This is a genomic window from Arthrobacter rhizosphaerae (genome assembly GCF_023062595.1).
GTDB classification, from domain to species: Bacteria; Actinomycetota; Actinomycetes; order Actinomycetales; family Micrococcaceae; genus Arthrobacter; species Arthrobacter rhizosphaerae.
Map to the genome: position 1 here is coordinate 182,437 of NZ_JALLAN010000007.1, position 18,800 is coordinate 201,236.

17 protein-coding genes are annotated in these 18,800 nt (G+C 62.5%); 9 read left to right on the forward strand and 8 right to left on the reverse strand.

Annotated features, from left to right (window positions below; all coding sequences use genetic code 11):
• Position 1 precedes the first annotated feature (1 nt).
• The 5 genes from cobA (at position 2) to MU551_RS11760 (ending at position 4,587) form a co-directional block, all read left to right on the forward strand.
• Positions 2-1,036, forward strand: coding sequence for a uroporphyrinogen-III C-methyltransferase (gene cobA / locus MU551_RS11740; protein WP_247044336.1), 1,035 nt, complete (start codon positions 2-4; stop codon positions 1,034-1,036).
• 8 nt (positions 1,037-1,044) lie between these two features.
• A complete protein-coding gene (locus MU551_RS11745) occupies positions 1,045-2,223 on the forward strand; it encodes a uroporphyrinogen-III synthase (RefSeq protein WP_247044338.1) in 1,179 nt (392 codons plus the stop codon).
• Between the two features lie 237 nt (positions 2,224-2,460).
• Positions 2,461-3,366 (forward strand): FAD-dependent oxidoreductase, encoded by a 906-nt coding sequence (locus MU551_RS11750; RefSeq protein ID WP_247044339.1) that lies wholly within the window; start codon positions 2,461-2,463, stop codon positions 3,364-3,366.
• A 136-nt stretch (positions 3,367-3,502) separates the two neighbouring features.
• Positions 3,503-4,261, forward strand: coding sequence for a deoxyribose-phosphate aldolase (gene deoC, locus MU551_RS11755; RefSeq protein WP_247044340.1), 759 nt, complete (start codon positions 3,503-3,505; stop codon positions 4,259-4,261).
• A gap of 95 nt (positions 4,262-4,356) precedes the next feature.
• Positions 4,357-4,587, forward strand: coding sequence for a hypothetical protein (locus tag MU551_RS11760; protein WP_247044342.1), 231 nt, complete (start codon positions 4,357-4,359; stop codon positions 4,585-4,587).
• Between the two features lie 89 nt (positions 4,588-4,676).
• Here the strand turns inward: MU551_RS11760 and MU551_RS11765 are convergent, their stop codons facing one another.
• A complete protein-coding gene (locus tag MU551_RS11765; RefSeq protein ID WP_247044344.1) occupies positions 4,677-5,498 on the reverse strand; it encodes a metal-dependent hydrolase in 822 nt (273 codons plus the stop codon).
• A gap of 6 nt (positions 5,499-5,504) precedes the next feature.
• Complete coding sequence (mfd, locus tag MU551_RS11770; RefSeq protein WP_247044346.1) at positions 5,505-9,149, reverse strand: transcription-repair coupling factor; 3,645 nt, start codon at positions 9,147-9,149, stop codon at positions 5,505-5,507.
• 162 nt (positions 9,150-9,311) lie between these two features.
• Here mfd and MU551_RS11775 point away from each other — a divergent pair, with 162 nt between their 5' ends.
• Genes MU551_RS11775 through MU551_RS11785 form a run of 3 tightly spaced genes read left to right on the forward strand, consistent with a single transcriptional unit; the run spans position 9,312 to position 11,612 of the window.
• Complete coding sequence (locus tag MU551_RS11775) at positions 9,312-10,838, forward strand: SDR family oxidoreductase (protein WP_247044347.1); 1,527 nt, start codon at positions 9,312-9,314, stop codon at positions 10,836-10,838.
• 53 nt (positions 10,839-10,891) lie between these two features.
• On the forward strand, positions 10,892-11,389 hold the full coding sequence (locus MU551_RS11780) for a DUF2505 domain-containing protein (RefSeq protein WP_247044472.1): 498 nt from the start codon (positions 10,892-10,894) through the stop codon (positions 11,387-11,389).
• 4 nt (positions 11,390-11,393) lie between these two features.
• Positions 11,394-11,612: an SCO4848 family membrane protein gene (locus MU551_RS11785; RefSeq protein ID WP_247044348.1), complete on the forward strand. Its 219-nt coding sequence runs from the start codon at positions 11,394-11,396 to the stop codon at positions 11,610-11,612.
• A gap of 94 nt (positions 11,613-11,706) precedes the next feature.
• Here the strand turns inward: MU551_RS11785 and sufU are convergent, their stop codons facing one another.
• Together sufU and MU551_RS11795 are read right to left on the reverse strand one after the other, a co-directional pair.
• Complete coding sequence (sufU, locus tag MU551_RS11790) at positions 11,707-12,156, reverse strand: Fe-S cluster assembly sulfur transfer protein SufU (RefSeq protein WP_247044350.1); 450 nt, start codon at positions 12,154-12,156, stop codon at positions 11,707-11,709.
• A gap of 26 nt (positions 12,157-12,182) precedes the next feature.
• Complete coding sequence (locus tag MU551_RS11795; RefSeq protein WP_247044351.1) at positions 12,183-13,502, reverse strand: aminotransferase class V-fold PLP-dependent enzyme; 1,320 nt, start codon at positions 13,500-13,502, stop codon at positions 12,183-12,185.
• A gap of 171 nt (positions 13,503-13,673) precedes the next feature.
• On the opposite strand from MU551_RS11795, the gene MU551_RS11800 reads away from it, so the two are divergent.
• Positions 13,674-14,831, forward strand: coding sequence for a glycosyltransferase (locus MU551_RS11800; RefSeq protein WP_247044352.1), 1,158 nt, complete (start codon positions 13,674-13,676; stop codon positions 14,829-14,831).
• A 35-nt stretch (positions 14,832-14,866) separates the two neighbouring features.
• On the opposite strand, the gene MU551_RS11805 is transcribed toward MU551_RS11800, so the two are convergent.
• The 4 genes from MU551_RS11805 to MU551_RS11820 all read right to left on the reverse strand — a co-directional run.
• The gene (locus MU551_RS11805; RefSeq protein ID WP_247044355.1) at positions 14,867-15,637 is read right to left on the reverse strand and encodes a polysaccharide deacetylase family protein; all 771 of its coding nucleotides are present in this window, start codon (positions 15,635-15,637) and stop codon (positions 14,867-14,869) included.
• The gene (locus tag MU551_RS11810; RefSeq protein ID WP_247044360.1) at positions 15,624-16,649 is read right to left on the reverse strand and encodes a glycosyltransferase family 2 protein; all 1,026 of its coding nucleotides are present in this window, start codon (positions 16,647-16,649) and stop codon (positions 15,624-15,626) included. The genes MU551_RS11805 and MU551_RS11810 overlap by 14 nt, the downstream gene beginning before the upstream one ends.
• Positions 16,646-17,617 carry a glycosyltransferase gene (locus tag MU551_RS11815; protein ID WP_247044361.1) on the reverse strand — a complete coding sequence of 324 codons (972 nt, stop codon included), beginning with the start codon at positions 17,615-17,617 and terminating at the stop codon, positions 16,646-16,648. The genes MU551_RS11810 and MU551_RS11815 overlap by 4 nt, the downstream gene beginning before the upstream one ends.
• A 119-nt stretch (positions 17,618-17,736) precedes the next feature.
• On the reverse strand, positions 17,737-18,800 hold a 1,064-nt coding region (locus MU551_RS11820; protein WP_247044362.1), incomplete at its 5' end, for a PKD domain-containing protein.

The following is an 18,800-nucleotide window of genomic DNA, read 5'->3' on the forward strand; positions in this document are numbered from 1 at the left end:
CATGCAGCTCAGCATCGATGTCAATGGCCGCGAAGTTCTCATCACGGGCTCCGACCATGCAGCCCGCCAGGCGGTCCGCCGCTACGAGGCTGCCGGCGCAGTGATTTCCAGGCTGAGCACTCCCCACGGTGCCCGCCATGATGGTCCCCTCCCGGAGCGGCCGTTCCTGGTCGCAGCGGTCGACGACGGCCAGCCAGGTTGGGGGGCGCTCCTGGAGCGGTGCCGTGAAAACGGAATTCCGGTCACCAGCGAACCCGCCGCCGGCGCAAACGGGCACGTCACCCTCGTGGGCGGCGGACCCGGCACCGCTGAGCTGCTCACGGTTGCCGCCATCAAAGCGCTCCGCGATGCCGACGTCGTGTTCTACGACCGGTTGGCACCGTACCAGGAACTGCCGTCGCTGACATCGGCCGAGCTGGTGGACGTAGGCAAGCGCCCCGGCCACCACCCGGTCAGCCAGTCCGGCATTGAGAAGCTTATGGTCGAGGCCGCCTTGGACGGCAAGAACGTGGTTCGGCTCAAGGGCGGCGACCCTTACGTGTTCGGCCGCGGCGGTGAGGAAGTAGCGGCCTGCGTGGCGGCCGGCGTTCCCGTCCGCGTCGTCTCCGGTGTCACCAGCGCCATCTCGGTCCCTGCGGCTGCGGGGATCCCCGTAACCCACCGGGAAGTCAGCCACATGTTCACCGTGGTTTCCGGACATGCGCCACTTACGGAGAAGGAGCACATGCACCTGGCCGGGCTGGGTGGCACTATCGTGGTGCTGATGGGAATAGGTACTCTGCATCAACTCGCCGCCGGCCTGCGAAAGGCCGGAATGAGCCCGGACATGCCAATGGCCGTTATCGAACGTGGTTACCGGCCCGGCCAGCGCACCACGATTGCCCAGCTGGGAACCATCGTGTCGGCAGCTGCAGATTGCACCAACCCCGCCGTTCTGGTGATCGGCGAGGTGGTTCGCGTGGGGGAAGCCAACCGGGGGCATGCCGAAGCATCAGCTGATCTTGACCGCCTTGCGGCATCGCTGCTGGGATCGTGACAGACTCCATGACTGCTGTAGACACGGTTGCCCCCTTTCCCAGCCCTCCGGTGACCTCCGTCAGTGCCCAGGAAGTCCCCTCCGCTGAGGGTGCCGACCTGCCCTTGGAGGGTTTCCGGATCGGTGTGACCTCCCACCGCAGGTCGCAGGACCTCATCGAAGCCCTGGAACGGCGCGGCGCTGAAGTGCTTCACGCCCCGGCGCTGAAGATTGCGCCCGTCCAGGAGGACTTCCGCCTCATCGACGACACCCGCGCCATCATCGCGGCCAAGCCTGATCTTTGTATTGCGACGACGGCCTACGGCATGCGCCGCTGGTGTGAAGCCGCTGATTCCTTCGGCATCGGCGACGAACTTTTGGAAACCCTGGCTGCCTGCCGGATGTTCGTCCGCGGGCCCAAGGCGCGCGGTGCGGTTCGTGCGGCCGGCCTTGCCGACGTCGGAATCAGCAGCGACGAAACCACAGCCACCCTGGTGGACATGCTGCTGGCCGAAGGTGTCCGCGGGAAAACTGTTGCCGTCCAGCTGCACGGCTACACGGACGTCCGGCAGCTTGAGCGGCTCCGCATGTCCGGCGCCACGGTGCTCACCGTGACACCGTACCGCTGGGTCAAACCGGAGGGCGAGGACAAGCTGCCGCGGCTGATTGAGGCTGCATGCAGCGGGAACCTCGATGTCCTGACGTTCACCAGCGCCCCCGCCGTGGACGCAATGTGGAGCACCGCCCACGAAATGGGTCTGTACAAGCAACTGATCGAGGCCCTGAAGACCACCGTGACCACCGCCGTCGTTGGACCGGTAACGGCGCAGCCGCTCATCGACGCCGGACTCTCACCGCTCGTTCCGGAGCGGTTCCGGATGGGTGCCCTGATCCGCCTGGTGGTTGAACATCTGGCATTGAACCACGTCCGCAGGCTGGACACGCGCTCCGGCAACGTGGAATTGCGTGGCCGCTCCCTGCGGATCAACGGCGAGCAGGTGGAGATGGCACCGGCACCGCTCCTGCTGCTCCGCGCCCTGCTCGGCGCCGGCGGGGCAGTCCTATCCAGAGATTCGCTCTCCGAGCTCCTCGAACTCCGCGGCTCGGTGCACGCGTTGGATATGACGGTCAGCCGGCTGAGGTCGTCCCTGCCGGATGGACGCCTCGTGGAAACTGTGGTGAAGCGCGGCTATCGGATCCGCGTCTAGCTCCCCAGCTTCCGGCCTAGCCCCCCAGCTTCCGGCCTAGCCCCCTTGCTTCCGGCCCGTGACACAGCGTTGTGTTACCGGCCGGTAAACAACCATGGACAACAGCAGATACTTTCATCACGCGCAGGGACGTTTCGGCAACCGCGGGGAAACACGGGCGAAAAATGGACGGTCTAGCCTAGGTTCCATCACGAACCTTGCGGCCAGACCACGGCCGCACCATGAAAGGGCCTGCACATGTCCGCTCCGGCATCCCCACTCTCCCCCATAACTTCTTCACCCGCTGACGCCCCCTCGGCCGCGCCCGCCTCAGGTACGCCTGCCCCCAAGATTGTCATCGCGGGCGCCGGTCCTGCGGCACAGGCACTGGTAGTCCAGCTCGCCCGGCAGCGATTCGCCGGAAGCATCACCGTACTCAGCAACCGCGATGACGCTCCGCAGGATCTGCTTGAGCTCGCCATGCTGCCCCAGGTTTCGGTCCGCTTCGGACAGCCGGCCAGTTTCATTGACCCTGTCCGGCGCTTCGTGACAACTGCCGACGGCATGGAATTCAGTTACGACCAGCTGGTGATAGCCACTGGTTCCGCCCCCGTTCACTCCCCGGTTGACGGCTCCGCCCGCTGCCTTAGCTATTCCACGATTGACGACGCCGGCCGGATCGGTGAAGCGGTCAAGGAAGTATCCAGGGTACTGGGCCGGCGTCCGTTGGGAATTCTTGTGGGCACCGGGGCTGCTGCAGGCCAGGCCGAGGCAGTTCTCAGGGCGCGGGGTGTACGCCCCATACGAACAACCCTGCGGCCGGCGTCTGTGGTACCCACCATTGCCGGCTCCGTCCTTCCCGCCGCCGGCATCGTCTTCGAGGACGGCAGCACCATGCAGGGCGACCTCGTGGTGCTGGCGGAAGAGCGAGTTGCCCGCAGTGCCCTTGCCGCCAGTGCAGGGCTGTCCACGGCGGCCGATGGCGGAATCGTCATCGACAGGGAGTTCCGCACGTCCGCGCCGGGCATCTGGGCCATTGGTGATGCTGCGTCGTTCGACGGCGTCCGCCTGGGCCTGCTCGTGGCCGCCGATCCCGCTGCGGATGTCTGCGCAACACAGCTGCTTCAGGCTGCCTCGGCGGAGTCCGTGCCCACAGCAGCCTGACAAGTCCCCAACTAGGTAGCAGTAACCGCTGTTTTGAGCTCCCAGAACCGCAACTACTGCTACCTACTTGGGCTGGTCCAGGCGCGGAGACGTGGCAAGATGGTCACCTGAAACACCCCACTGGGAAAGGACCATCATGAGCAACGAAGCCGCTGCGGCAGGCGCCGCCGCAGGGACTGCCTCCGCAGGAGCACCCACCGTCGGAAGACCCGCCGCCGGAACAAGCCGGGACATCGCCTCCTACATCGACCACACCCTCCTCAAGCCCGAGGCCAGTGAGGCAGAGATCGTCAAGGTTTGTTCCGAGGCCGCCGAGTACCGCTTTAAGTCTGTGTGCGTCAATCCGGTCTGGGTCAAGACTGTTAAAACCGCCCTCAAGGGGTCGGGGGTGCTGACCTGTTCAGTGGTTGGTTTCCCGTTGGGTGCAACGCCCAGCGACGTCAAGGCGTTCGAGGCGCGGGGCGCCGTCCTGGATGGTGCCGACGAGATCGACATGGTGGTGAACATCGCGGCCGCCCGGGCTGCCGACAAGGGCGCCATGGTGGATGACATCACCGCCGTCGCGGACGTGGTGCACGCGGGCGGTGCAATCCTCAAGGTGATTATCGAAACCGGGCTTCTGTCCGACGAGCAGAAAGTCGTTGCCTGCCAGGCGGCCGTCGAGGCCGGAGCGGACTTCGTCAAAACCTCCACGGGCTTCAATGGCGGCGGGGCAACCTCGGAAGATATAGCCCTCATGCGGCGGACGGTGGGCCCGGACTTGGGCGTCAAGGCCTCCGGCGGCGTGCGCTCGCTCGCTGATGCGCAGGCTATGATTGCTGCAGGTGCAACACGTATTGGCGCCAGCTCCGGAATTGCAATCGTCAAGGGTGAACAGGGTTCATCCGCGTACTGATGCAGCGGGCTGCCGCCTCAGTTTTCGAATGATGTTTTCAGCCCTTCGAGGCCGTAAGTTTGATGTTAGGAGCCCTTCGGGGCCGGGAGGAATGAATGTCCAAGATCGTTGATAGCCCCAAGACCCCTCAGAACGAGAACAGCCTGGCCGGCAGCGTCGTCGTCTTCGTGATCATGATGGCCCTGTTCCTGGGTTCCATCTACTCGTTGTCCTTCCTGACCCTCGGCAACCCGTGGCCGATGGCTGTCTGCCTGGGCCTTTTCGCTGCTTCCTTCTGGATCCCGCAGACTGTCCTTGGCCGCTCGGATTCAGCCGGCGAGCACTAAGCGCTCCGCACTGACAAGCGCTTCAATACACAACTGACGCCCCGGATTCCGGGGCGTCAGCCGTTTAACTCAGCCTGTTGACCGGAGTCCTAGCCGGTGCCCAGCAAGGTGCTCATAAACCTGCTCCCGAAGGCCAGGGCGGCAGGAAAGTGCACATTCCCCAGCGCCCAGGCGGCCATGCACATGCCCACCATGGCGTAGGCACTCACTGGAATCAGGACCAGCCACTCACGGCGGGAACCGGCCCGGCCCAGCAGCGGGATGGAAAACGCGCCGTTGGCTTTCCAGACATCCTTGACCAGGGGCAGCTTCCGAAGGAATTTCGGCGGCTTGACCACAATCGGCCAGAGGAGCGGGACTCCGCCGGTGGTGATCATGTCCCCCACAATGTGCACCACCACGCCGGTCAGCATGGACACCGGAAGCCAGGTCCACTGGTCCGGCGCGAACCACGTCACCAGGCCAGCCATTGTGAGGGCGAACAGCCAGTTGGTGATCCAGCCCGACTTCGGGAACAGTTTGAGTGCCTTCGCGGCAATGTTGATCAGGAACATGCACAGCAGGCCTGCTCCCACGGACAGGATCCCCCAGTCTGTGTGCAGCTGGATCTGTCCGGCCATCATGGCCAGCACAACGAAAAAGGCTCCGCCCAACAACGAGTGGGTTCCCTGCCGGTGTCCACCGCTCGCATTCTCTATTCCGACGGCGATGATGTTCGACAGCGGAGGCAACGACTGGGCTACCGTGCTGTGGCGGTGGTCCCAGTCGAGCACCAGGGCGGTTCCCGCCGTCGCCATGCCGCCGATTAAAATTCCGGTGGCGTCCAGCGGGTACCAGCCCAGGGTGTAGGGACCGGTGGAAGCAATGGCTACCCACGCCGCGGCTCCCGACGCGGCGTGGTGTCCTCCCATCACTGCTCAGCCCGCGGTCAGTTGCGCTGCTGGAGCGTCAGAGAAGATATTGCGGATGACGCCGTTGGCCCACTCGAGGATTTCGGCATCCTGCAGGTCCCGTCCACCGATTTTGGCGGTCTTCGGTTTGGGAATCAGAACGGCGTCCAGCGCCGGCTTCGACTGCGCTCCCGGATACATGCGGTTCAAGCGCATCGTCTTGGACTCGGGCAGTTGGGCCGGCGAGAAGCGGATGAAGTTGCCTTGAAGCGCGACGTCGGACAGCCCGGCTTCGCGGGCCCCCACCCGGAACCGTGCGACGGCGATGAGGTTCTGTGCGGGGAGCGGCGGCTCACCGTAGCGGTCCACGAGCTCGGCAAGCACTTCGTCGATGGCATCGTAGCTCAGGGCAGCCGCCAGCTTTCGGTACGCCTCCAGCCGCAGGCGTTCACCGGGCACGTAGTCGTGCGGCAGGTGCGCGTTCACGGGCAGCTCGATCTTCATCTCAGCCGCCTTTTCTTCAGCATCGCCGCGGTAGTCTGCCACGGCCTCGCCCACCAGACGGATGTAGAGATCGAACCCGACGCCCTGGATGTGGCCGGACTGTTCCCCGCCCAGCAGGTTTCCGGCCCCGCGGATTTCGAGGTCCTTCATGGCCAGCTGCATGCCGGCGCCAAGCTCATTGTGGGTGGCGACGGCCTTCAGCCGCTCCAGGGCCACCTCCCCCAACGGCTTTTCCGCCGGGTACAAGAAGTAGGCGTAGGCCCGTTCACGGCCTCGGCCCACACGGCCGCGCAGCTGGTGCAGCTGGGAGAGCCCGTATTTGTCAGCGCCATCGACAATCAAGGTGTTGGCGTTGGAGATATCGAGGCCCGTTTCGATGATGGTGGTGCAGACCAGGACGTCAAAGCGCTTCTCCCAGAAATCGACGATGATCTGTTCGAGCCGGCTCTCGGACATCTGCCCGTGGGCCACTTCAACCCGTGCTTCCGGTACCAGTTCCCGAATCTTGGCGGCCGTGCGTTCAATCGTGGAAACCCGGTTGTGGACGAAGAAGACCTGGCCTTCCCGCATGAGCTCACGCCGAATTGCGGCGGACGTCTGCTTGTCGGTGTAGGGGCCCACGTACGTCAGCACGGGATGACGTTCCTCCGGAGGGGTTGCCAGGGTTGACGTTTCCCGGATCCCTGTCAGCGACATCTCGAGGGTACGGGGAATCGGAGTGGCGCTCATGGCCAGCACGTCCACGTTGGTGCGCATCTTCTTGAGCGCCTCCTTGTGTTCCACGCCGAAACGCTGCTCCTCGTCCACGATTACCAGGCCGAGGTCCTTGAACTCAAAGTCCTTGGAGAGCAGGCGGTGCGTGCCGATGACGACGTCGACCGCGCCGCTCTTGACGCCCTCAACGGTCTCTTTGGTCTCCTTCGTCCCCTGGAAGCGGGACAAAGGCTTGACCCGGAGCGGGAAGCCGGAGAACCGCTCGGTGAAAGTCTCATAGTGCTGCTGCGCGAGGAGGGTGGTGGGCACCAGGACCGCCACCTGCTTGCCATCCTGCACTGCCTTGAAGGCGGCACGGACGGCGATCTCTGTCTTGCCGTAGCCCACGTCTCCCGACACCAGCCGGTCCATCGGGATTTCGCGCTCCATGTCCGCCTTGACCTCGTTGATGGTGGTCAACTGGTCCGGGGTTTCCACGTAAGGGAAGGCTTCCTCAAGCTCACGCTGCCAGGGGGTATCCGGGCTGAACGAGAAGCCGCGGGATGCCATCCGCGCGGAGTACAGCCGAATGAGTTCTCCGGCAATCTCCTTGACGGCCTTGCGCGCCTTGGACTTGGTGCTGGCCCAATCCGAGCCTCCCATCTTGCTGAGCACCGGGGTGTCCCCGCCGACATACCGGGTCACCTGGTCCAGCTGGTCCGTGGGTACGAACAGCCGGTCCCCCGGCGCTCCGCGTTTGGACGGAGCGTATTCCAGGACGAGGTATTCGCGCATGCCGTCCCCGCCGCCAGAGACCTTCCGCTGGATGAGCTCCACGAAACGCCCGATGCCGTGTTGCTCGTGCACCACATGATCGCCGGCGAGGAGCTGCAGGGGGTCCACAGCGTTCCGCCGTTTGGAGGGCATACGCCGCATGTCCTTGGTGGAACCCGCTGAGGTGCGCCCCAGCAGGTCCGCCTCGGTGAGCAGGCTCAGCTTGAGGCCCTCGAGGACAAAACCGCGGCCCACCGCGGCAGTTGTTATTTCGATGATGCCCGGCTGCGGTTCCTTGTCCAGCAGGTCCACGCGGGCACAGGGAATGTTGTTGTCGTGGAACAGTTCCGCAAGCCTCTGGGCAGGACCAGGCCCCTCAGTGACCACAACAATGCGCCACTGGTCCCGGACGTGGGAGCCGATAAAATCCATCATCTCCGCCACATCACCCTGGTAGCCGCGCGGTTCACGGGCGTGCAGGTTCAGGACGTCAATGTCCGGCGCTATTTCCTCATCGGTGGCCAGCGACGTGATGGACCACCACGACACTTCGTGAGCCAAAGCAGCCGTCCTGGTGTCCGTAAGGGAGCGGAAGCTGGCTGAGTGGAGGGCTGCGGAGGCCGCGGAGCTCAAATCCAAAGGTGCCGTCCCGCCGTCGGACGCCGTGGACCACGCTGCCTCCAGGAACTCTTCATTGGTGGCGGCAAGATCGTGGGCCCTGGTCCGCACCTTCTCGGGTTCGATCACTACGGAGATCGAGCCCGCCGGAAGCTGATCGACGAAGGGCACCATCGAGTCCACCAGCACCGGCGCCAGTGACTCCATGCCTTCGACGGCGATCCCGCCCGCGATCTTCTCCAGCATGTCCGCAGCTGCCGGCATCTGTGCCTTGAGCGTCGCCGCACGCGACATGACCGACGGCGTGATCAGGATTTCACGGCACGGCGGAGCGTGAAGCTCGGTGGGGTGGTGCACGCCAGGCGCCGACAGCGAGCGCTGGTCAGCTACTGCGAACCAACGCATCTGGTCCACCTCATCGCCGAAGAACTCCACGCGGATGGGGTGGTCTTCAGTCGGCGGAAAGACATCCAGGATGCCGCCGCGGATGGCGAATTCCCCACGATGAGTCACCATATCAACGCGGGCGTACGCGGCATCGGCGAGGGCTCGCACAACATCGGTGAAGGAGCGTTCCTGGCCAACTTTCAAGGTAACGGGGGTCAGTTCGCCCAGTCCTGCCACGATCGGCTGAACCACAGCACGGACGGGCGCTACCACTACCCGCAAGGGCCCGCTGGACGAGGTTTCCGGGTGTGCCAACCGGCGGAGAACGGACAAGCGCCGTCCCACGGTGTCCGAGCGCGGAGACAGCCTTTCGTGCGGCAGCGTTTCCCAACTGGGGAACTCTGTCACCGAGTCGGTCGGCAAGTATGCCCTCAGCGCCTCGGTCAGGTCCTCAGCCTCTCGGCCGGTGGCCGTCACTGCAAGGACGATTCCGGCGTTTTCCTTGGCACCTTGCGTTGCAAGGCCGTCGGCCATCTCGGCCAGCAAGGCAGCCCTTAGCCCTGCAGGGGCGCTGATCTGGTAGTCCTCGCTGCGGCCGTCAAAACTCCTGGCTGCCTCCGCCTGGACCCGGGCAAAGGTTTTGTCTTCGGCGAGGACACGGCGCAGACCGGTGAGGGATGGGCCGTTGAGGCTCATGACTGAAGCTCCTGAAATGTTCACGGGGATGCAGGCAACACGAAAACCCGAAATTCATGAGAATCCCGGGTGTTCCCAGCCTACCCCTGCCACAGGGGCATAGGCACCCGGGGTTGAATTACGACAAGCATCGGGGTGGCAGTACGTCGGTAAGCTGGCTTAGTGTCCACTCCCCCGGCAGTCACACCCGTCCACTCCCATTCTCGTGAATCCCCCACCGTGCTGGTGACTGGGGCCACCGGCTATATCGGCGGCCGACTGGTCCCCCGGCTCCTCGAGGCCGGACACCGGGTCAAAGTACTGGTGCGCACACCAGGAAAAATAGCGGGAGTGCCGTGGCTCGATCAGGTGGAAGTGATCCGCAACGGTCTGGACGACGCTCAGTCCTTACGCGAGTCCCTCGACGGCGTTGACGTGCTGTACTACCTGGTGCACTCGATGGCGGCAGGTACAGGCTTCGAAACCAAGGAACAGGAGATGGCCGGGCTCGTAGCCCGTGCCGCCGCTGACGCGGGCGTTGGAAGGATCGTGTATCTCGGGGGGCTGCACCCCCGGGACCAGGTTCTGTCCACGCATATGCGTTCGCGCGAAGCTGTGGGCCAGACCTTCCTTGACGGCCCCGTCAACGCCATCGTCTTTCAGGCGGGAGTGGTCATCGGATCCGGCTCTGCATCCTTTGAAATGATCAGGCACCTCTCGGAGACGCTGCCCGTGATGCCGGCGCCCAGCTGGGTGCGGAACAGGATTGAGGCCATAGCGGTCAGGGACGTGCTTTACTACCTTGTTGCAGCCGCTGCACTGGATGGGGCCATCAACCGCACCTTCGACATCGGTTCCCGGGATGTCCTCACGTACGCCGGGATGATGAACGAATATGCCGCGGAGGCAGGCCTTCCGCGGCGGCTTGTCCTGGCCCTGCCGGTCCCTGCCCCAAAACTGGCTGGACTCTGGGTGGCGCTGGTTACTCCCATCCCGCTTTCAATGTCGCTCCCCCTCGTGCAATCCCTGCAGCACGACGCCGTCTCCGGCGAACACGACATTGATCGCTTCATCCCCCGGCCCGACGGCGGCCTCACCGACTACCGTTCCGCCGTCGCCCTTGCATTGGGTAAGGAACGGGACGGGCAGGTGGAGACGACCTGGGCCAACGCGGGGGCGGACGCCGATCCGCTGCCCAGCGATCCCGACTGGGCCGGGCATAGGGTCTCCATCGATGAGAGGAGTTTCCACCGTGACGTGGATCCCCGTCGGGTTTGGACTGTTATCGAGGGAATCGGGGGGCGCAATGGCTGGTATTCCCTTCCGTTGGCCTGGAGGCTGCGCGGGTGGCTGGACAAGCTGACCGGGGGTGCAGGCCTCCTGCGTGGGCGCCGGCACCCAGGCAAACTGGCCGTGGGCGAGGTGGTGGACTGGTGGCGGGTGGAAAAGATCGACAGGGGACGGCTGTTGCTTCTCCGTGCGGAAATGCGTGCCCCGGGACGTGCCTGGCTGGAACTGTCCGTTGAGCCGGACGGGACCGGAAGTTTGTACCGGCAACGCGCCATCTTCTTTCCCCGCGGCCTCAGCGGCCGCTTGTACTGGCTTGCCGTGCTTCCATTCCATAGCCTGATTTTCCCCGCAATGTCACGCAACATTACGGCAGCAGCCCAAGCACTCACCGATGCGGAGGAGGCCCCGCAAACACCGTAGGATGTGGAAGGCAAAAAGCGATGACCACCACTTTCCTGACCCACGGAGGAACAATGGCACTGAGTGCTTCCACTACCCTGCCGCACAACGTTGAGCTCGTAGCGGCTGTTTTCGTCAACGAGGATTTCCAGCGCCATACCAGCGAACTGGTCGGCGGCACCCTGGAGTCCTTTACAGTTGACGGCGATGTCACCGGCTCTTTCAGCACCACTTCCGTCCGGACGTTGCCCACCACGCGCCTGCCCGAGATTGCCCGCAAGTTCGTGGGCGACACACTGAAGGTGACGCAGCTGGAAACCTGGGAGGCCCCTGCCGCTGACGGTTCCCGGCAGAGCAAGATCAGCCTCAAGATCGCCGGTGCTCCCCTGGACGTCACCGCCGTGCAGCGGCTTGTTGCCGACGGCGGCAGCACGCGCGTTGAGCTCGAAGGCAATGTCACGTCGTCGGTTCCGTTGCTCGGCGGAAAAATCGCCGATGCAGCTGAACCCATGGTGGGCAAGGCCCTGAACATCCAGTCCCAGCAGGCACAGGCCTGGCTGGAAAGCCACTGACCCCGTGCAGCTACCGGTACTGCTGTCAGTTGTCCTGATCATTTCGGGCATGTGGTCCCTGGCCGTCTGGCCTCAGTTCCTGCGCCGGGTAATGAAAGATCCACGGGCACGCGATGAGGCGGGTAAGGCCACCCGGTTCCTCACCGTCCACGTTGTGCTGGTGAGCGTCTCCATGGTCCTGGGAGCCGCCACCGCTGCGATCGGGATTGCTGCGCTGATGTAGCCGGCAACCGGAGTAACAAGAGTGCGCCTGCCCCGAACGGGTCAGGCGCATTTTTGTTGAAAAGTTTGGGTCCGGCATTTACTGGTGCCCGAATCTACGACGCCTGGTTGAGGGCGTCCTCAGCCGCTACCCAGGAAATCATGGCGCACTTGACCCGGGCGGCGTAACGGGCCACGCCCTCGAATGCGGCCGCGTCGCCAAGGATTTCCGGATCGGCCTGGATCTTGCCCCGCGATCTGAGTACTTCCCTGAACGCCCCAATCGTCTCGTGAAGCTCATCGACGGTCATCCCCTCCGCCATTTCACTGAGCACCGAGGCGGAGGCCATCGAAATGGAACAGCCTTCGCCATCCCAGGAAACTTGGGCCACGTTCCCGTCATCGACGGCGACACGGAGAGTCACTTCGTCGCCACAGACAGGGTTTAGCTGGTGCGACTGCCCCGTCTGTGCTCCGTCCGGCGCCGGAGTTTCGGAAAGGCCACTGCCGTGGCGGGTCTTGGAATGATCAAGAATAATCTGCTGGTAAAGCTGGTCGAGGCTCATATTAAGTACCTTCGTGGTCCCTGTGCTTAGACACGGAAATAGGAGCGGACCCCTGAGACAGCGTCCAGGAATTGATCAATATCGTCAGTGGTGTTGTAGAGGTAGGCGCTGGCCCGGGTCGTTGCAGTAAGGCCAAGACGCCGGTGGAGCGGCTGGGCACAATGATGACCGACGCGGACGGCGATGCCTCGCGCATCAAGGAACTGTCCGACGTCGTGCGCATGGACTCCAGCAACGTCAAAGGCGGCCAGGCCGATTCGTTCCTCACCTGCCGCGGGCCCAAGGACCCGGACCCCTTCGATCCGCTCAAGCCCTGCTACCATCCGTTGCCCGAGTTCAGACTCCCAAGCGTGGATCCGGTCCAGGCCTGTTTCACTGAGGTAGTTGACGGCCGCGGCGAGGGCGACTGCTTGCGAGATGCGTTGTGTTCCCGCTTCGAACCGCTGAGGGGCAGGCAGGTATTCCGCCCGTTCCATCGTCACCGTGGTGATCATGGAACCGCCGGTGAGGAACGGCGGCAGGGTATCCAGGAGTTCCTGCTTCCCGTAGAGCACACCGATGCCCGTGGGGGCGAGCATCTTGTGGCCGGAGAAGACGGCGAAATCGACGTCGAGTTTCTTGAGGTCCAGTGCCAGGTGCGGTGCAGACTGGCAGGCATCAAGCACCACGAGGGCGTTGTGTTCGCGTGCCATTGCCACAAGCTTATGCACTGGATTAATGATGCCAAGGACGTTTGAGGCGTGTGTGAAGGCCAGCACCCGGGTGCTTTCCCCAATGATCTCCGCGGCCTGCTCAAGGTCAAGGGATCCGGAACCGTCAATCGGGATGTACCGCAGCGTTGCTCCGGTCCTGAACGCGAGTTCCTGCCACGGAATAAGGTTGGCGTGGTGCTCCATCTCCGTGACCACAATTTCATCGCCGGGCCCCACTGCCAGTTCCTTCAGCCGCGGCTCTCCCCTGCCCTGCGCTGCCCAGAGGGTCGCATTCGACAGCGCATAACTGATCAGGTTCAGCCCCTCCGTGGCGTTGGAGGTCCACACGATTTCCTCATAGTTGGCACCGATGAAAACCGCGACGGTCTGACGTGCATCCTCGAATGCATCTGTGGCCTCTACGGCCAGGTGGTGGGCGCCTCGATGGACGGCGGCATTGCGTTGTTCGTAAAATTCCTGCTCTGCCTCGATCACGCTGAGCGGGTTCTGCGAGGTAGCGCCGGAATCCAGGTAGATGAGTGGCTGCCCGTTGACAGTCTGGGAAAGGGCAGGGAAGTCGTTTCTGATCCGCAGCACCTCCGCGTTGTCCAGTACAGAGGTGGACGGAAGCAGGTGGGCAGGTGTGGCGACCATGGAGTGACTCCTGGATTTAAAGCAGCAAGGCGTGCTGGGAGAAAAATGAACTGCTCAATTACGTGATGGTTTCTGTACGTAATTGTCCCACATGTGATCCCTTGCCACCGGGCCCCGTGCAGGCCCCGATTTCTTGCGGGAATATTGATGCTCCGCCTTTAGCATAGGCGGATGAACCAGGCTCTGCGGATACTGATGGTCCATCCAAGCTGTGAACTGTACGGCACAGATCGCGTCTTTCTTGAGAGCATCGATGCCTTTCTGGAGCGAGGCTGGAACGTCCAGGTAGTGCTTCCGGAATCCGGTCCGCTTACAGCTGAGCTACGGGAACGGGGCGTTTCTCCCATGATCTGCGAAATGCCGGTATTGCGAAAAAGCCTGATGTCACCGAGAGGGCTTCTCCGATTGGGCAGAAACGTGAGCGTCGGCTCTGTTCAGGGCCTCAAGCTCATCTTCAGGAGCTCCCCACACGTCGTGTACGTAAATACCATTACCATTCCACTCTGGCCGATCCTGGCCAGGATCGCGCGCAAACCCGTGATCATCCACGTCCATGAGGCAGAGGGAAATGCCCCCAGATGGCTACGGGCCACGTTGGCATTTCCGCTGCGCTTTGCAACAACAGTTGTCGCTAACAGCCACTACAGCATCGGAGTCCACACCGAGAGTGTGCCGTCACTGAAGAACAAGTCCGAGATCATCTACAACGGGGTAGCCCTCCCTGAAACTGCCACTCCGGCCCGGGCAGTCATATCAGGCCCATTCCGTGTCCTCTACGTCGGACGGTTATCGTACCGGAAAGGCGTCGACGTTGCAGTCGCTGCGGTAGGGCAACTGTGGGATCGGGGCGTACCGGTGCATCTGGATATTGTGGGCAGTGTGTACATGGGCGGGGAGCCCTACGAAGAGAGTCTGCGGCAAGCGGTCCAAGCCCAAGGCCTCGAGTCAAGGGTGACCTTCCATGGATTCCATCAGGACGTCTCCCCCTTCCACGAAAAATGCGACGCTGCCGTAGTTACATCCCGTCTGGACGAGGGGTTCGGAAACACTGCGATCGAGACAGTTCTGGCAGGACGGCCCTTAGTGGTGAGTGACACTTCAGGTCTACGAGAGGCCGCCGCGGATTATCCCAGCGCCCAATTCGTGGCGCCGGACAATCCGACGGCCTTGGCGGATGCACTCCTGAACGTGGCAGACAATTGGGACAGCTTTTCGGCTATGGCCGCTGTGGACAGCCAGCTGGCCGCTAGGAAACACAGTTCCAAAGCCTACCGCTCGGCGATTGCAGACGTGGTCATACGGACAGGGCGCCTTGCAGCCAGTGGGTGAGCAGGACGGGGTCCAAGAGGACTGCCGCGCCTGCGTCAACCTTCTTTCCGTGTGAACCAGCCTTCGCGGACAGCCGTTCCCTGTTCCAGGGCAGCTTCCAGTGAACATCCTGACAGCCCCCGCGCTTGGAATTCCTCCAATATGAGGGTCGTCAACCGCCCCCTGTCCACCGTTGGCTCCGGTCCGTCTCCGACTCCGTCGGCTTCACCCGCAAATCCGTCATGGGCAAGGAGGATGGTGCCCGATATAGGCCGCTGGGTTGCCATGGCTACCCGCTCTTGCTGCGAAACGTTCCGGGAGTCCCAGGTAGTGCGGTTCCACATCACCGGCTCCAGGTTGGTTGTCCTGATGGCATGCCAGGTCGCAAACGTCTGCGCGCCATACGGCGGACGCATCCATCGAATCAGCTGGCCTGTGAGGTCTTCCAGCTCCGCCTTTCCGTCTCTTAGGCGCGCCTTAGCCGTTCCATAGGGAAGGGACGAGAGCCTTTGATGGTCGAGGCCATGCAGACCTATTTCATGGCCCGCCGCCAGGATGTCATCGAGCAGGCGGGGGTGGCGCCTCACCCTGGTTAGCAGGACGAAAAAAGTGGCTGATGCTCTTTTGGCTTCCAGCGCCTCGAGAATGGCGGTCGTTCCCAGCGGATCCGGCCCGTCGTCGTATGTCAAAACGATCACCGGACGCTCGGTGCTTACCCTGACAATGGAACCCACAAACGTGCACCGCCGGATCAGCGGCTTGAGGGATCGTCCGGCTGCCCGTCCTGCGGAGGCAGCGAAGCCGCTCGGACTGTCAGTGGTCTGCATAGCGCCCGATCTTCGACCGGGACCAAACCGAACGCCTGGCAAACGGTCGATAAATAGAGGACGCGCTCTGTTTGTTCCGGCCGTATTCCTGATACACCAAACCTCCGGCGCCGGCGATCATTCCAGCTCCACGCATCGCTGCCCGCAAGCCTCGGGCCTCGTGACGGTCCGAGCGCGTCACAAGCCCCCAGCCGTAACGCGCAGCCCCGCCACCGACTCGCAATAGACCCCTCGCCACCGCCCGAAGACGCCGTAACTGTTGTTGCCGGCTGCTGCCTGCCAGCTTCAGATCCACCAGCGTGGCGGAGTTCCCATGGCTCCAGGACCGGGCCAACACCCATTTGCGTGTGGTGCGCGATGCCGGAACGAAATCAGAGGCAACTGATTCATCGCACCAGACGATCTTCCCCCCGGCGTTTCTGAGCATTCCGCTGAACAGCGTGTCCTCAGCACCTGTCAACCCAAAGCTTGAGTCGAAACGGATTCCAAGATCACGGATCTGATTCAAATCGAGCAGCAAATTCCCCGCAGCCGCAACGTCAATTGCGGTTCCGGTGGCCATGCGTCGACGGACAAAAAACCTTCCTGCAGTAATCCACGGGTCCACTTCATGTTCGAATTCCGAAACAACCCTGCCCATTACCGCGGCGGCACCGGATTCTTTCCACGTCTGAACCAAAGGAAGGAGCCACCGCTCCTGTGGGCGTTCGTCGTCATCGATATAAACCAGAAGATCCGAGCCAAGTGCTTCATCGAGGGCTCGGTTACGGCCGGCCGAAATTCCAGGCTCCGGCTCAACGACGTACGTCATTAGTGGAGAGTCCATCTCCCGGACCACCTGCGCTGCGCTGCCTTCCGGGTCGTTATCCACCACCAGCACGTCGGCCATAATTCCCACATCCTCATGCCCGTTCAAACGAGATACATGCTCCAGGACGTGAGGGAGCCCCCGGCGCAGCTCAGCCGGTCTCTTATATGTGAGAACGCAAACTGTGAGCCTTAATTTTTTCATTGTGTTGTCCCGGCTGATTTGTGCCGGCGCGACAAGGACAGAGCCCGTTGGTAAGCAGTGGCATGCCGGGCTGCCGTCTCAGGCCAGCTCCGCGAAACGAACTCCGGCGATACCGGGCGTGCCTGCGTTCTCACTGATTGCAAGGATTCAATAATGACGTCCTGGCTCAAGTCGCCCTCGTACATGTGCACCCATCCCGGTCCTACCTCTTGGCTAATCCTCTCGTTGACGGCGTTCCTGGGAGCAAGTACAGGCCTGTTCAGAGACAACGCCGTCAAGAGCGCACCGGAGTTGTGCATGAACCGGTACGGCAGCACCACCAGTTCGGAGGACGTGACGACATCGACCAATTCCGCATCTGAAATAAAGCGCAGATCAATGCGTATCCTTTGATCAGGAGCCGCCAGCCGGAGAATTTCTCTCGCCAGCTCAGGAGTGGATGGTTTACCTGCAAGCCGAAGAGTGAGCCCGTCCATCATGTTCTCCGTAGCTTGGAAAGCAAGGAGCAGACCTTCAACGCCCTTGTACCTGCGCATCAACCCGGCAAACGCCAGCTGTCCTTCAACAACTGGGCTGGCCGGATATTTTGAGAACCACGCCCGGTAATCTCCATGGGGGATGACCACATGCGGTACTCCCTGCCCGACCTCCGTATCAGGGTTCAGCGTGATACGGAGGGCTGTGTTGTGCTCCACCCACCGGAGCAGGAGCTTCTCCCGGAGCGAGACACCTTCAGGGGGTCTGACGTTGTGTACAGTCCTGACAATGGGGATGTGCCTGGTCTGCAACCTGATCAGCAGGGCTGCGGTGAGGGTTTGCCGAACGAATTTCTTGAATGGGCTGGCCCCATTGGCGAGAATTTCCGGCCAGTGCACGTGGAACACGTCATACTTCTCCAGCAACGCGGCCCGCCAGCTGAAGTTCAGCACCTCGGTTCCGGGCAATTCACGAAGGCTCCTCTCAAGCATTACAAGATAGGGATTCGTCGTAGGTCGAGGCACCGGGAAGGATTGCAGGACGGTAACCACGCCGTTCATCTTCCACCTCTTATACGATCGACTCGTCCGGGTTTAACTCAAGAAACTCACTATTGGATGCGGTTGGCTGCCAGCGCACTGAAGCTGGCGGTCACAGGGCCTACGGTCGCTGACCCTGACAGGTATACGTTCAAACCTATGGATCCATTGGCCTGCAGGACTGCCGTGGAGTCGGTTGTAGACGAAGTCCACGCCGTCGGTTCTGTGTCTGACGCTTTCCAGATCTTTGCTTTCAGGTTGGTGGGCGAAACGCCTGTAGCCTGAATTCGGATCTGCAGCTGGTCCCCTCCCACAAAAGTCAGTCCGGGAACCACCATGCTGGTCAACGTCGTCTCGGCGCCGGCAACCCGCCTCACCAAGTAGAAGGTCACTTGCCCGGTGGAGGAGATCCAGGCCTTTGCCCGATAGTCATTGTTGCTTCCTACTTTGCGGGCCAGCACAGAAATGAAATAGCCGCCGCCATCAGCCCTCTTATCCAGGCCGGCCCTCACCGTTAAATCGGTGCTGCTGGATGAAACGCTGTTGAGTGTCGCATTTGGTTGTTGTCCGGCATTTGTCACCATCTTGCCGGCCCCGCCGGACACAGAGTACACAGGCCCTGGCCAAGTGTCGACGCTCCAAGCCCCGCCGACGTTGGCATTCCCAAACCCGGATTGCACCGTCCGGGCGAAGTCGTCCAGAGCCAAGACGTCACCTGGCGCGACGCTAACGGTCACAGCCTTCGTCGCCGATCCCGTTGCCCCCTTGTTGTCCGTCACCGTCAGCTTGACCTGATAGGTACCGGCAGAAGCGTACGTATGGGAAGCAGTGGCACCGGAACCAGCCGGAGAACCATCACCAAAGTCCCAACTGTAGGAAGCGATCGTTCCATCAGGGTCAGAGGAAGCCGAACCATTGACACTAGCCACCAGATCCGCCGTCGAGGACGTAAACGACGCCACCGGTGACTGGTTCGCCGCTGTAACAGTCACAGCATTGGTCACCGATCCCGTTGCCCCCTTGTTGTCCGTCACCGTCAGCTTGACCTGATAGGTACCGGCAGAAGCGTACGTATGGGAAGCAGTGGCACCGGAACCAGCCGGAGAACCATCACCAAAGTCCCAACTGTAGGAAG